Origin of the sequence: Cupriavidus sp. Met-2, assembly GCF_049843575.1 — a bacterium.
Taxonomy (GTDB): Bacteria; Pseudomonadota; Gammaproteobacteria; order Burkholderiales; family Burkholderiaceae; genus Cupriavidus; species Cupriavidus metallidurans.
The window spans coordinates 328,692-343,074 of sequence record NZ_JBBHZL010000006.1 but is presented as its reverse complement, the minus strand read 5'-3'; the positions used below and the strand labels follow the sequence as shown (position 1 = coordinate 343,074).

12 protein-coding genes are annotated in these 14,383 nt (G+C 60.7%); 10 read left to right on the top strand and 2 right to left on the bottom strand.

The annotated features are described in order from the left end of the window. Positions 1-134: 134 nt before the first annotated feature. From adhP to WD006_RS16080, 4 genes are all read left to right on the top strand, one after another. Positions 135-1,163 carry an alcohol dehydrogenase AdhP gene (adhP, locus tag WD006_RS16095; protein WP_011515880.1) on the top strand — a complete coding sequence of 343 codons (1,029 nt, stop codon included), beginning with the start codon at positions 135-137 and terminating at the stop codon, positions 1,161-1,163. Between the two features lie 227 nt (positions 1,164-1,390). Further along, positions 1,391-2,440 carry a hypothetical protein gene (locus WD006_RS16090; RefSeq protein ID WP_029308172.1) on the top strand — a complete coding sequence of 350 codons (1,050 nt, stop codon included), beginning with the start codon at positions 1,391-1,393 and terminating at the stop codon, positions 2,438-2,440. A gap of 9 nt (positions 2,441-2,449) precedes the next feature. Beyond that, positions 2,450-3,610 carry a BamA/TamA family outer membrane protein gene (locus WD006_RS16085; RefSeq protein WP_029308171.1) on the top strand — a complete coding sequence of 387 codons (1,161 nt, stop codon included), beginning with the start codon at positions 2,450-2,452 and terminating at the stop codon, positions 3,608-3,610. Between the two features lie 255 nt (positions 3,611-3,865). Next, the gene (locus tag WD006_RS16080; protein ID WP_011515883.1) at positions 3,866-5,017 is read left to right on the top strand and encodes a BamA/TamA family outer membrane protein; all 1,152 of its coding nucleotides are present in this window, start codon (positions 3,866-3,868) and stop codon (positions 5,015-5,017) included. 30 nt (positions 5,018-5,047) lie between these two features. On the opposite strand, the gene WD006_RS16075 is transcribed toward WD006_RS16080, so the two are convergent. Next, positions 5,048-5,344 (bottom strand): hypothetical protein, encoded by a 297-nt coding sequence (locus WD006_RS16075; RefSeq protein WP_152567231.1) that lies wholly within the window; start codon positions 5,342-5,344, stop codon positions 5,048-5,050. A 342-nt stretch (positions 5,345-5,686) separates the two neighbouring features. Between WD006_RS16075 and zigA the strand changes: the two genes are divergently transcribed. Genes zigA through WD006_RS16045 form a run of 6 tightly spaced genes read left to right on the top strand, consistent with a single transcriptional unit; the run spans position 5,687 to position 11,911 of the window. Then, positions 5,687-6,880, top strand: coding sequence for a zinc metallochaperone GTPase ZigA (gene zigA / locus WD006_RS16070; RefSeq protein ID WP_029308170.1), 1,194 nt, complete (start codon positions 5,687-5,689; stop codon positions 6,878-6,880). 60 nt (positions 6,881-6,940) lie between these two features. Beyond that, positions 6,941-7,870 carry a GTP cyclohydrolase FolE2 gene (gene folE2, locus WD006_RS16065; RefSeq protein ID WP_029308169.1) on the top strand — a complete coding sequence of 310 codons (930 nt, stop codon included), beginning with the start codon at positions 6,941-6,943 and terminating at the stop codon, positions 7,868-7,870. Next, positions 7,867-9,285, top strand: coding sequence for a cysteine--tRNA ligase (gene cysS, locus WD006_RS16060; RefSeq protein ID WP_029308168.1), 1,419 nt, complete (start codon positions 7,867-7,869; stop codon positions 9,283-9,285). Before folE2 ends, cysS begins: the two co-directional genes overlap by 4 nt. A 27-nt stretch (positions 9,286-9,312) precedes the next feature. Further along, entirely contained in the window at positions 9,313-9,876 is a 564-nt protein-coding gene (locus tag WD006_RS16055) for a 6-pyruvoyl trahydropterin synthase family protein (protein ID WP_029308167.1), read from the top strand. Between the two features lie 19 nt (positions 9,877-9,895). After that, positions 9,896-10,456 carry a hypothetical protein gene (locus WD006_RS16050; protein WP_008650594.1) on the top strand — a complete coding sequence of 187 codons (561 nt, stop codon included), beginning with the start codon at positions 9,896-9,898 and terminating at the stop codon, positions 10,454-10,456. A 57-nt stretch (positions 10,457-10,513) separates the two neighbouring features. Further along, positions 10,514-11,911 (top strand): dihydroorotase, encoded by a 1,398-nt coding sequence (locus WD006_RS16045; RefSeq protein WP_051723150.1) that lies wholly within the window; start codon positions 10,514-10,516, stop codon positions 11,909-11,911. A gap of 65 nt (positions 11,912-11,976) precedes the next feature. Here the strand turns inward: WD006_RS16045 and WD006_RS16040 are convergent, their stop codons facing one another. Further along, a complete protein-coding gene (locus tag WD006_RS16040; RefSeq protein ID WP_029308165.1) occupies positions 11,977-14,163 on the bottom strand; it encodes a TonB-dependent siderophore receptor in 2,187 nt (728 codons plus the stop codon). Positions 14,164-14,383: the final 220 nt, after the last annotated feature.

The following is a 14,383-nucleotide window of genomic DNA, read 5'->3' as shown; positions in this document are numbered from 1 at the left end:
TCTCGATCCACAGTCCGTGTTCAGTTCTGGACCATCCGGATCCTGATTCATATCATGACTCTGGCGTCCGACGCCGCGTGACTATGGCATGTTTCCCGCTGTTGACGACGCGCCACCTGTAGAAGGAGCCACATATGCCAGCCATGATGAAAGCCGCAGTCGTGCGCGCGTTCGGCGCACCTCTGACTATCGACGAGGTGCCCGTGCCGCAGCCTGGCCCTGGCCAGATCCAGGTCAAGATCGAAGCGTCCGGCGTTTGCCACACCGATCTGCATGCGGCGCAGGGCGACTGGCCGGTCAAGCCGTCGCTGCCATTCATTCCCGGCCATGAAGGCGTGGGATTCGTGTCGGCAGTTGGTGCCAATGTCAAACGCGTGAAGGAAGGGGATCGCGTCGGCGTGCCGTGGCTCTACAGCGCCTGCGGTTACTGCGAACACTGCCTCCAGGGCTGGGAAACGCTGTGTGAGAAGCAGCAGAACACCGGTTACTCCGTCAACGGTGGCTACGGCGAGTTCGTGGTGGCCGATCCGAACTATGTCGGTCTGCTGCCGAAGAATGTCGACTTCATCGAAATCGCGCCGATCCTGTGCGCTGGGGTGACGGTCTACAAGGGTCTCAAGGTCACCGACACACGGCCGGGGCAGTGGGTGGTGATCTCGGGAATCGGTGGTCTGGGCCACGTGGCCGTACAGTATGCGAGGGCAATGGGCCTGCGCGTGGCCGCCGTCGACATTGACGACGCGAAGCTCGCTTTCGCGCGCAAGCTCGGTGCCGAAGTTGCAATCAATGCTCGCACTACCGACCCTGCTGCTTTCTTGCAGAAGGAAATTGGCGGCGCGCACGGTGTATTGGTCACCGCAGTCTCGCCGCAGGCGTTCTCGCAGGCTATCGGCATGGTGCGACGCGGTGGCACGATCTCGCTGAACGGCCTGCCTCCGGGAGACTTCCCCACCCCGATCTTCGACGTGGTGCTGAAGGCCATCACTATCCGTGGCTCCATTGTCGGCACGCGTAGCGATCTGCAGGAAGCGCTCGAATTTGCCGCCAGCGGTGTGGTGAAAGCCACGGTATCCACGGAAAAACTGGACTCGATCAATAGTATCTTCGACCGCATGAAGGCCGGCCAGATCGAAGGCCGCATTGTGCTGGACTTCAGCCGCTGACAAAAGCCACTCGCGCTACTGGTGCCGGGGACGTCGGGTTTCGCGTTCTGTCGTCCTGTCAGACGATATTCACCCGACGTCTTGTGCTGCGTGCAACGTTCATCTGCAGACCAGGATGTGCGCCAGCACCGCCTCAAGCGGCTCGACTGCTCCAAAGGGCTACACGATCGAACCCCACACGGGGGCGCAGACGTAACGCGGAGTTGGCGACCGGACGGAAATGTCACATGGGCAGATCAGTATTGCGCGGAGTGCTCCCACGCTACCTTGTCTTCTTGGCGTTTGCCGCTAGTGCATTCGCGGCGCACGCCTGGACTGCCGGCAGCGACGGCGGTGCCGGAGCGGCTACGGCCAGCCCCGACACGGAGTCTGGACCCTATCGGGGCATCGTGGGACCGGTAGGTACGGCGGAGCCCGCACCAGAAGCACCGAAGGAGTGGGACAGAGCACTACCGTTCTTTGCGCAGCGCGTAATCGATAAAGGCTACAACCTTCCGAATCCATACAACATCGGCTATTCCTATTACAACGGATACCAGCGATATCAGCTTAGCGAACTCGCGGTTTCCGCAGGGAGCAATCCTCTACGCGCAGCGGATTTCGTCCAGTTTCAGCAATCCAAACTTCATAACGTCTCAAACCAGTTCCAGCTCGGGGCGTGGATATTTCCGTTCTTGAACGTCTATGGGATGATCGGCACGATCGAGGGGAATGGGGCGATCGATATTTCGTTCTCGTCCAAAACGGACTTGCAGCAGTTCTTCGGCATCAATATCGGCTGCGGCGGCAGTCGGCCCCGTCCGGAGTGTTCCAACCCCATCAAGCTGCCCACGCAATTCGCGAACTATAGCGGCCACACCTTCGGTGGTGGCTTTACGCTGGTTGGCACGTACAAGCAGCTTTTTTTCTCCTTGCCCGTAACCTATACCGTTTCGGACATTACGATGTCAGAGACGCCTGTGCAGTCCATCAACATCGGCCCACGCATCGGCTGGAATTTTCGCCTTGGTCCGGGCCTCGGTCTGTTGACGCCATTTGTCGGTGTGACCTATTTCAGGACTCATGCCAAGATCACCGGCCATTTTGACGTCCCGATCCAAGATGCTGGCGGCCAGACAGCGCGCCTGAACTACGAAATCAATCAGAGTGTGGTCGGGGCCTGGAGCGGATCGGCAGGCGTAAGCTGGGCAGTCAACCGCAGTCTGGGGTTCATCATGGAGTTCGGCTACGGATACAACCGGAACAATATTATTGCGACCGGCTTCTTCCGCTTCTAGAAAGACTTCATGCGCGCGCATCCACAGACCATCTGCATACTCGTGATCGGCCTGTGGTGCGCTACGGCCATCTCGGCCGAGGTCAATCAACCAGACGACAGTGAGAAGCAAGGGTGGATTGACAGGGTTCTCAACAAGCTCGGCGCTTCCAAGGAGGTGGACGTAAGCAAGGGCATCGACTGGGGCGTCCTGCCAGGGCCGTTCTATAACCCGGAGATGGGGTTCGGAATAGGGGCGGCAGCGATCGGACTCTACAAGCCCAAGAGTGCGGAGGCCGAGACACAGCTCTCCACGCTGTCGATCCGCGGCTTCGGCACGGTCAAGGGGGCTTACGGCGTATCGATCGAAAACAATACCTTCTTTGCGGACGACAGTTACCGCGTCACGATTGAAGCGGACCTTATCAATATGCCGACGGCATATTGGGGTATCGGCTACAGCAACGCCATCGACAGCGCCAACAAGGAAGCTTATACGCGCCAAACCGTGGCGCTACAGCCGAAGATCCTGTTCCGGGTCGCGCCGAACGTCTATATAGGGGCTGGATATAGCCTGCAGTACGACGACGCCACCAAACTCGAACGTGGCGCGGAAAGCGCGCTGGCGACAGATCCACACGGTCCGCGTGTGTTGAGTTCCGGGATCAGCGCGCACTTCTCCTATGACACCCGCGACTTCATCCCGAATCCCTACCGTGGCGAGTCGCTGCTGGCCAATGCCACGGTGTATCGGCGTGCACTGGGCAGCGATACGGACATGGAGAATCTCGAGATCACCGCCAACAAGTATTTCCGGATGCGCGAGCGCGATGTGCTGGCGTTCGATCTCTACGGGAACTTCAATTTTGGGGATGTGCCGTGGGACATGATGGCGACGCTCGGTAACAACAAGCGCATGCGCGGTTACTTTCTTGGCCAATTTCGGGACAAGGTCATGGCAGGCGTTCAGGCGGAGTACAGATGGCACATCGTTGGGCGGCAGGGCATGGTGTTCTGGGTCGGTACAGGGGCCGTGGCTCCCAATCCGGGTGCGCTCACTTCCGCGCACTGGCTGCCGAATGCTGGTGTCGGATACCGTTTCGAATTCAAGCCGCGCGTGAACGTTCGCTTTGACGCAGGTGTTGGCCGCAACACGAAGGGCGTCTATTTTCAGATCAACGAAGCGTTTTGATGTTGTCGCGCTAGCGCCGACCATGCTTCAGCCGTACTTCTCGCGCGTGGCATTGTCCCGCCAGGCTGCGCCTTGCCGATGGCCGCTTCAGCACTTGAGACGGGCCCTCCAGCCAGACGCGAGCCATTGACGCACATACAGGTTGGACGCACGCGGCCGGCAATGGTCCTTGGTCCAATAGACGAAAGGAATTGATCGGATTTCTATGTTGAGGACACGCGAAAATTGAAGCGAACTACGGATCTGGGTGGGCGTATGAGAGGTATCGCTTTCAGGCGAAGTTCCTTACTGCTGGCAGCCATATCCCTGCTGCTCCCGTTCATCCCGATTTGTGCGAGTGCGCAATCGAGCTCGCCGAGCTTTCGCGACCCGGAAGACGGGGCGTTTGATCTCAGCAACTATCTGCTCGAACACAAGGGTGCGTTGCCCGTCCCGTTTGTGATTACCGAGCCGGCGGTCGGATACGGTGTCGGTATCGGGCTCCTGTTTTTCTCCGAGTCCATCGCGGAAAGCGAGGCACGAGCGAAAGAGCTTGGGCAGGAGCGGGTGCCGCCGAACATCACGGTGCTCGGTGGTGCTTACACCGAAAACGGTACGTGGGCAGGCGTCGTCGGGCACTTCCATAGCTGGGACAACGACAGATACCGCTATCTTGGTGGCGTCGCCAAAGTCGATGCGAATCTGGATTACTTTGGCGTGGCAAATCAGGCGCGTGCGTATGAACTGGATGGGGTCGGACTCTTCCAGCAGCTACTGGTCCGCATTGGAAACAGCCGATGGTTCGCTGGACCACGCTATATCTTTTTCGATGCCAACGCGATATTCAAGTTCGGACAAAACCCGTCTGACGTGACCGGTCAAGGTCGGGATCAGCGTATCAGTGCGGCGAGCCTTGTGATCGACTACGATTCTCGGGACAACATTTTCTTCCCTAACCGCGGCAGCTTTGCCGAAATCGAAACCCAATTCGCTCGCGACGGTATAGGTAGCACGCAGAACTACAACATGTATGCGGCGCGCGGCTACACCTGGCTACCTCTTGGCAAGTCATTTGTCCTGGGACTGAGAGCGGACACGCGTTTCTCGACAGGAGACGTACCGTTCTTCGTTCAGCCCTATATTGACCTTCGTGGCGTAAAGAAGGCGCGTTACCAGGACCGCAATGCCATTGCAACGGAGGTCGAGTTGCGTTGGGATATCAAGCCGCGTTGGTCTGTCCTTGGGTTTTCGGGACTCGGCAAGGCTTACGGCCGGCAATCTTTCTCGGATGCGGAAAACGTGGTCAGCGTAGGGATGGGCTTCCGATACCTGATAGCCAGAAGGCTTGGACTTGCTATGGGACTCGATGTCGCGCACAGCAAGGATCAGAACGCCATATATGTCCAGGTGGGGACCGCCTGGCATTGAGAGTGACCATGGGACCAGGCAGCACCCGAACTAGCCAAATCGATCTCGATTTGCAGTTCTCGACAGCAGCAACTCATCTGCTGAATCGAGGTTGCCGGTGTCGGGAACGATCGCGCCTGCGTGGATGAGTCGCTTGGTTCGCCAGAGTGGGATGCGATCGATGATGGAGGCGTTCTCTGGGGGCATTACGGCAACGTGCACAACATGCCGGGTAATCGGTGATCGCACCGTAACGAGGCGATGGCCCGCTGCCATCAGACCAATGATTCTGCGCTGAAGAATGGAGTTACCCACTTCGGATACGTGATCGATGACGGGAGGATCCATGCTGCAGCCTTTTTCCCCATGCAGTTGACATCTGATGCCTCGGTCTTCGCATTTCGTGCCACGATGCTGTAGCAGATCGCCTGGCTGTACGGGACGTCAGCCCAAGTTGCATTCAGGCAACGCAGATAGACGGAGGCAGTGGGGCCCGCATGTCGATTTCGATCGCTACAAGCTGGCTCTGACTCCGACGGCGCTGTTGGTGTTGCCACGCTCGTCCCTTTGGGGACTTTGAAGATTTGGCTTGAAATGCAACAAGGTTGCATTTAAGATCTGTTTGCAACAATGTTGCATTAACCGATCGCCCGCATTTGGCAGGATGCCTTGCGGGCAAACCAAATCCCCATGCTTCCAGCCAAGCTTCCTGTCACCGTGCTCTCGGGCTTCCTCGGCGCGGGCAAGACCACCTTGCTTAATCACATCCTCCATAACCGTGAGGGTCGTCGCGTCGCGGTGATCGTCAACGACATGTCCGACGTCAATATTGATGCGGCGCTTGTCCGGGATGGCGGCGCCAATCTTTCGCGGACGGAAGAGACATTGGTCGAGATGAGCAACGGGTGCATCTGCTGCACGCTGCGCGAAGATCTGCTGCTGGAAGTCGAACGGCTGGCCAGGGAAGGGCGATTCGACCAACTGGTTATCGAATCGACCGGGATCTCGGAGCCCCTGCCGGTGGCGGAGACCTTTACGTTCGAAGGCGAAGATGGCCGCAGTCTCAATGAGGTGGCTCATCTGGACACCATGGTCACAGTGGTCGACGCCTTCAATTTCCTCCGGGACTACGGCTCGCGCGACAGTCTGCAATCGCGCGGCGAGTCACTGGGCGAGGAGGACGCGCGTACCGTCGTGGACCTCCTGATCGATCAGGTCGAATTCTGCGATGTGCTGGTCTTGAACAAGGTCGATCTGATCGCCGACGCGGACCGCGAGCGCCTCCTGGCCATTCTGCGCGCCCTCAACCCCAGGGCACGCATCGAGATCGCCGAGTTTGGCCGGGTGCCACTCGAGCGGGTGCTCGGCACGGGCTTGTTCGATTTCGAGGAAGCATCGAAAGCGCCCGGCTGGTTACAGGAAATGCGCGGCCAGCACGTGCCTGAGACCGAGGAATACGGCATTCGCAGCTTCGTCTACGGCGCCCGTCGACCATTTCATCCTCAACGCTTCCACGCGTTTGTCGCGGCCGAATGGCCGGGTGTGGTGCGATCAAAGGGGTTCTTCTGGCTGGCAAGCCATCCGACGCTCGCTGGAACCTGGTCACAGGCTGGCGCCGTTGCCAGGCACGGCCCGGCCGGTTACTGGTGGGCCGCGGTGCCGCCCGAGCGCTGGCCGGACGACCCGGAGTCCGTTGCCTTGATTCGCGCCAAATGGGACGACAGCGTCGGCGATGCGCGTCAGGAAATCGTGCTGATTGGTGTCGACATGGACGAATTCGAGCTTCGCAGATGTCTGGACGCCTGCCTGTTGACGGACGACGAGATGGCGCAGGGTCCCGATGTGTGGACCACCTGGCACAACCCCTTTCCTGACTGGCCCTGACACTTTGGGCTCCCCATGCGCCCAGGACATTGGGGATGCCTTCCCAATCCGAACGAAAGCATGAGCGCAGCCCTTCCCGACGTTTCCCTGACCGAAGCCTCCCCGACCTTCACCCCGCTCGAGTGGGTCGGCATGCAGGGCATTGACCTGCCAATCAGGCTTGTCGAGCCTGGCTATCGGCGTCAGTTGCACGCCCGCGCGGACATTCATGTCGACCTGCCCGCGCCCAGGGTCAAGGGGATCCATATGTCTCGCCTGTACGCGCTGCTGGATGCGCCGGACGACGGCGAGGGGCTTTCGCCCATCCGCATACGGCGGTTGCTCGAAGCGGTGGTGGACAGTCATCGCGATTGCGAGACAGGCAGCGCGCGACTACGCCTGAGTTTTGATCTGTTAGTTCGTCGCCCCGCATTGGTCACGGAAGGCATTGCAGGATGGAAGTCGTACCCGGTGCGGCTGGACGCATCGCTGGTCGGCAATGTCTTCGCGCTGACGGCCCGGATCACTGCAGGCTACTCGTCGACTTGCCCGTGCTCCGCGGCGTTGACCCGGCAACTGGTAGAGCAAGGGTTTACGAAGGCGTTCGCGCATGAGCGTCAAGTCGACGTCGCCAGAGTCTCAGCCTGGTTGCGGCAACACGGCACGCTGGCGACGCCACACAGCCAGCGCAGTGAGGCGTCGATCACCGTGGACATTGCAATTAACTTGCCGAAACTGGGGCTTCTCGACCTCGTCGACCACATCGAGCGCGCGCTGGGCACGCCGGTACAGACTGCCGTCAAGCGCGCCGATGAGCAGGCATTCGCTGCGCTGAATGGCCAGAATCTCATGTTCGTTGAAGACGCGGCGCGCCGCATTCAGGTTGCGTTGGACGGACGTTTCGCGAATCCCAGAGTTCACGTTCGGCACCTTGAGAGTCTCCATCCTCATGATGCGGTGGCTTGGGCTGCGCCGTTGCAGATGAAGCACGCACGGGAGGTGGCTGCATGACTTCCGCGCTCAGCCTCTACAACTCGCTGACCCGCAAGAAGGAGCCCTTGCGGACCGGGCAGCCGGGCCGCGTCGCGATGTATGTCTGCGGGCCAACGGTCTACAACTTCGCACATATCGGCAATGCCAGGCCGGCCGTTGTCTTCGACGTGCTGGCGCGGCTACTGCGCGAGCAGTACGCAGAAGTGGTCTACGCCCGCAACTTCACCGATGTGGATGACAAGATCAACGCCAGCGCGGCGGCGGAGGGCGTACCTATCGGCACCATTACAGCGCGCTATATCGATGCCTACCACGAAGACATGCGCGCGCTGGGCGTGTTGATTCCTGACCTGGAGCCGCGCGTCACCGAGCACATCCCCGCGATCATTGCGTTGATACAGCGGCTGATCGCAAATGGGAATGCCTATGTCGAACAGGATCATGTCCTGTTTCACGTGCCGTCCTTTCCCGCGTATGGTCAACTTTCGGGTCGCCGACCACAGGACATGCTCGCCGGCGCGCGCGTCGAGGTCGCACCGTACAAGCGCGATCCGCTGGACTTTGTCCTCTGGAAGCCGTCCACTGCCGAGCTTCCGGGCTGGCCGAGTCCGTGGGGACGCGGGCGACCAGGTTGGCATATCGAATGCTCAGCGATGATCGGGCAACACCTGGGAAGCACGATCGACATCCACGGGGGTGGTCAGGATCTGATATTCCCGCATCACGAGAATGAGATTGCCCAGGGCACTTGCGCGAATGGCGAGTTGTACTGCCGCACCTGGGTTCACAACAGCTTCGTTACCGTGGACGGTCAGAAGATGTCCAAGTCGCTCGGCAACGTTCTGCTGCTGCGCGATCTGCTGGGTCAGGCGCCGGGGGAAGCGATACGACTGGCGCTGCTTTCGGCGCATTACCGGCATCCTCTCGACTGGAACGCGCAGCGTCTGTTGACGGCGCGCCAGACGCTGTTGCGCTTCTACCGGGGGCTGAAGATGGCCGAACACATCGAGATCTCGCCCGGCGAAGAGCCCGACGAGGAGGTAATCGCGGCTCTCAACAATGATCTGAACATTCCGGGTGCGCTGGCGCGACTCCACGTGTTGCTCGCCGAGCTGGAAAAGGCAGGTGCTGATGCCAGCCGATCCGTGGCCAAGGCACGGATGATGGCGTCGGGACGGTTGCTCGGATTGTTCCAGCAGGATCCAAACTCCGCGCTCCGGGGACTGGCCGGGGCAGCAGTCACCCATGGACTCGCCACTACTGCGGACGCGGCACGGATCGACCATCTGGTCGCGGAGCGCGAGCAGGCCCGCAAGCGCCGCGACTTCGCACGGGCAGACGCACTGCGTGAGGAACTTGGCGCGGCCGGTGTCCTGGTTCACGACACGCCCAATGGGAGTACCTGGACCCTTGTCGATGGAACTCCAGCATAAGGGCGGCGGGTGTCATGTGACGAAGCCATGCTGATTCGCAAGCTCTTCCGCTTCGAGAACGCCCATATCGTGCGCGGATGCAGCACGAGGCGCTGCTCGCACTCCATCCACGGGCACTCGTACAAGATCGAATTACTGCTGGAGGCACACTCACTCGACCATGGACAGATGGTCTATGACTTCGGCCTGCTCAAAGGCGGCGCGTTTACGTTGCTCGACGCCTTCGACCATACGGTCACGCTATGGACCGGCGACGACCCAGCGTATCTGGCGGCCATGCGCCAGCATTCAGAGCGTTGGGTGTTGATACCGGTGTCGCCAAGCGCCGAACAATTTTCAAGGTTGTTCTTCCTGCTGGTGGATGCGGTGCTAGCCACAACCGCCTTGCGAAATGGCGAGGGGGACGTGCGATTGCACTCCGTCATCGTCCATGAAACGGAGACCGGCTATGCGCAGTGTTTCCGTGAGGACGCCGAGAATCCCCGCATGGGACGCATCGATCTTGAATCCATCGTCTTCGCCCCAGCCATCACGGCGCAATGGAGCGACCCGGCGTTGTTCGAACGGTTAAAACGCGCGCGTGCGGATTAGCACGCCAGGAATCCGCAACATGATCAGAAAGAATCCGAGCGGCGATCTGCCGCAGATTCATCCGAGCGCCTTCGTTGACCCGACGGCCGTCCTGTGCGGCAAGGTCGTTGTTGCCGAGAACGTATTTATCGGTCCCTACGCGGTGATTCGTGCCGACGAGGTAGATGCCAACGGCCAGCTTGAGCCGATCCTGATTGGCGCGCATTCCAACATCCAGGACGGCGTCGTCATCCATTCCAAGTCTGGCGCGCGTGTATCGATCGGGGAACGTACCTCGATCGCGCATCGTGCCATCGTCCACGGTCCGTGCCGGGTCGGCAATGGGGTGTTTATCGGGTTCAACAGTGTGCTGTTCGACTGCGTTGTGGAAGACGGCTGCGTGGTGCGCTTCAACGCCGTGGTCGATGGCTGCCACCTGCCGGCCGGCTTCCATGTTCCGTCGACGATGCGCATTGGACGGTCCACCGACCTTGCCACACTCCCCAAGGTGTCCGTCGACGCCAGCGAGTTTTCCGAAGATGTCGCGCTGACCAACAACGCGTTGGTGCGCGGATACAAAGCCATCCAGAACGAGTTCTGAAACATGTCAGTTGCTCCCACGCTCCACGCTGCCACGCGCAATCGTGGAGGACACAGCGTGACGGATGGAACAGTCCCCGGCGTTGGGCTGCCATCGGCACGCCGCCATGCGGACTTGCTGGTGATCGGCGGGGCCCTCGTCACCCCCAACGGTGTCGATCGCGCCGATGTCGCATGTGCGGCCGGTCGCATCGTGGCGCTTGGAGACCTCCAGTGCTCGTGGACGGCCGATGCCACGCTCGACGCGAAGGGTCTGCACGTACTGCCGGGGGTTATCGATAGTCAGGTGCATTTCCGCGAGCCCGGTTTGACGCACAAGGAAACGTTGGAGGCCGGCACGCGCGGTGCGGTGCTGGGCGGCGTCACGGCGGTATTCGAGATGCCGAACACGCAACCGCTCACATTGCGTGCGGAGGATCTCCGGGCCAAGCTTGATGCGGCACAAGGCCGTGCGTGGTGCGACCACGCGTTCTACATCGGCGGGTCGTCGGTGAATGCCGAGCACCTGGAGTACCTGGAGAGTCTGCCTGGCTGTGCTGGCGTGAAGATCTTCATGGGCAGCTCGTTCGGCGACCTGCTGGCGGATGACGACGAGGTGCTATGCCGGATCCTGGCGCACGGTCGCCGCAGGATGGCCGTGCATGCTGAGGATGAGGCCCGGCTGCGCGAACGCAGGATCATCGCTGAGTCGAGCGGCGACGTGCGCCAGCACCCGGTCTGGCGAGACGCCCGCAGCGCATTGCTGGCCACGCAGCGCATCGTGAAGCTTGCTGGGGATACTGGCCGGCGCCTTCATATCCTGCATGTTTCGACTGCCGAAGAGATTGCCTTCCTGGCGGATCGGAAGGATCGCGTGACAGTTGAAGTGACGCCGCACCACCTGACCCTGGAGGCGCCAGAATGCTACGAGCGACTGGGGACGCTGGCTCAAATGAATCCACCAGTCCGTGAACGTTGCCACCGGAACGCACTATGGCAGGCGATTCGCGAGGGCGTCGTCGATGTCATCGGTAGTGACCATGCGCCTCACACGCTTAAGGAAAAGAGTCGTCCATATCCAGCTTCGCCCAGCGGCATGACCGGTGTGCAGACACTGGTGCCGGTGATGCTCGACCATGTGCATCGTGGCCAATTGAGTCTTCAGCGATTCGTCGACCTGACAAGCGCCGGACCGGCCCGGATCTTCGGTGTCGAAGGGAAAGGCCGTATCGCGCTTGGCTACGACGCCGACTTGACGCTGGTCGATCTGGCGGCTCGCCGGACCATTCGCAACGACTGGATCGCGAGTGTCAGTGGGTGGACACCCTATGACGGCATCGGCGTTACGGGCTGGCCGATCCATACCGTGGTGCGTGGCCACATCGTCGTGCGGGACGAAGCGCTCGTCGGGACGACCCCTCTGGGACGACCGTTGCGCTTCCTCGAAGCGCCACCGCGAGTGCCAGCCGGAGTCTGAAATCAGGCGGCAGGGGGCCGGGCCAGCTCGGGGCAGCCAATGAATGCTGATGGTGCGCGTGGTCGTCAGAACTGCAGCGACGCGTTCGCCAGGAACGTGCGTGTTGACGCTGGCAGGACAAAGCCATCGTACGTGGTCGTCCAGTACCGCCGTCCAAACACATTGTTGACCACAGCGCGCACCGTCAGCGTCTTGCCAGCCATGCGCGTGGTGTAGCGCGCGCCGACATCGGCGGTGGTGTATGACGGTATGTGCTGTGTGTTGGCCGAGTTGACATACATATCGCCGGTTACCTTGGCGCCGGTCCACAGCGTCAGGCCGGGGGCGAACGGGGTGTCGTACTCGATGCGGCCCGTCACGATGTAGCTCGGCGTGGCAAACACGCGCTTGCCATTGACCTGGGGATCGTCGACGCCAGAGGTCTTCGTGTCGAGCCAAAGCACACCGCCCATCAGCCGTACATCGCGTGCTACGCGCAACCAGCCGCTTGTGTCCAGACCGGTGAAACGCTGGCTGCCGTCCTGCACGAAGTAGTTGGCCGAGTTGGTGTACTCGTAGCCCTTTTCGACGCGGAACAGCGCGACATTGGCGCCCCACTTGTCGCGGTCGGTCTTGAATCCCAGTTCGTATTGCCGGCTCTTGAGCGGACCAAAGGTCTGCCCGGCGTTGACATTGGTGACGCCCGCCGAGCCTCCTTGCTCCAGCGACTCCACGTAGCTGAAATAGGCCGTGGAGAAGTCGTCGGTCTTGTACATCAGCGCAACGGTTGGGGTGAACGGATTGGCGCTGTAGTGCGAGGTTTTGACTTGCGACGGATCGTAGTTGTCCTGCGTGAAGTCGTTGTAGCGAACGCCGGCCAGTACCGAAAAACGTGGCGTGAACTGGATCGTGTCGCTCAGGTAGACCGACTTCTGCTGAATCCTGTAGTCGCGGTACGGGATGTAGTCCTTGCCCACGTCCGGCTGCTCGGGCAGCGGCACCGGGTTATACAGATTGCTGGAGCCCATGGGTATGCCATTGCCGCCAAGACCGTTGTCGAGTTCGCGCACCTGCGACAGGTAGCCGATGCCGGCAACGATATCGTGCTTGATCGCACCCGTCTCGAACTTGCCCTGCACCATTGCGTCGTACGCCTGGTAGTAGTAGGCGGTTTTCCAGCGGTAGTTGGTGTCGGAGAAATCCCCGGCACTATTGGTGACGTACAGGAAGCTGTCGGCGTTAAGCCGGTTCTGGCGTGCGAATCGATACTTGAAGCTGGCCTGCCAGGCATCGTTGATACGGTAGTCCACGCCGGTGCCTACGGTAAGCGTGTCGGTCTCGTGCGACGACCACGGCTGTGCCAGATTCCGGGCCACGCTGCTGGCGGGCGGGATGGACAGGTCCGACGCGAACGACAGGCCGAAGATCGTGCCCTGCGACTTGCGCTTCCAGTACATGACGTCGGCATTCCATGTGAGGTCCGGGGTGATGCGGAAATCCGTGGCCAGCGAGAAGGCCTGGCGCCGCACATGCACGTTCGGCTCGTTGGTGTTGCCATCCTCGTTGACCGCATTGATCCGATAGCCGAAGCGATCATCCACGCCGAAGCGGCCGCCGAGGTCGACTTTCTCGCTCCAGACGCTGTTGGCCTGGTAGCCGACCGTGACTTCACGCAACGGCTTGTCCGTCGGACGTTTCACCACATAGTTGATGATGCCGCCGGGCGAGCCGAAGCCGTACATGAAGCCTGACAGCCCCTTGAGCAGTTCCACCTGTTCGAATGGCTCGAGCGGAATGTCGGCATCCCACGTGACGAAGTTCTGCCCATCCACCTTGGTGCCATTGAGCATGTCCACGCGCATGCCGCGCACAGCGAAGTAGGAGTTCTCGGTCCGCGCGTTATCGCCCAGCACCGACACGGCCGGGTCGTACTTGAACACGTCGTTGGCCGTCTGCGCCAGGCGTTGCTGGATCTCGTCGCCCGATACGGCCACCACGGAGAAGGGGGTATCCACGGGCTTGCGGTCGCCCAGCGCGCCGCCATTGACCCGTTCCACCTTGACGGCCTCCCCCGAGCGGTCCGCCACCACGGTAGCAGCCGGCAGCATGGTCGCGTCGGCTGTGTCCTGCGACTGTGCCTGCGCTGGCTGCGAAAGGCTGAAGCCCAGCACGGCAATGGCTACCGGCGACAGGATCGGCAGCGGGCGTGCCGAGCGCGTCGAATTGCGCGCACGCAAGCTGGCGTGTCTGTTGGATGAATCAAGCATGGACATACGGACTTCCTGGATTGTTGTTGTTCTGGTGCGTGGCTCAGCACCTGGACGTGGCTGAATTCGACTGAAATACTAATGCGAATGCAAATGATTAATATTTATAACAATGTTTGGATGAAGGTCAAACGGGGGACGATGTTCAGGTCGTTTCCAGCAGGTGGCGTCCGATCCACTATATAAGTGATCTTTGGTTATCTTTGTGCTGTGTGCGCGGTGCCGA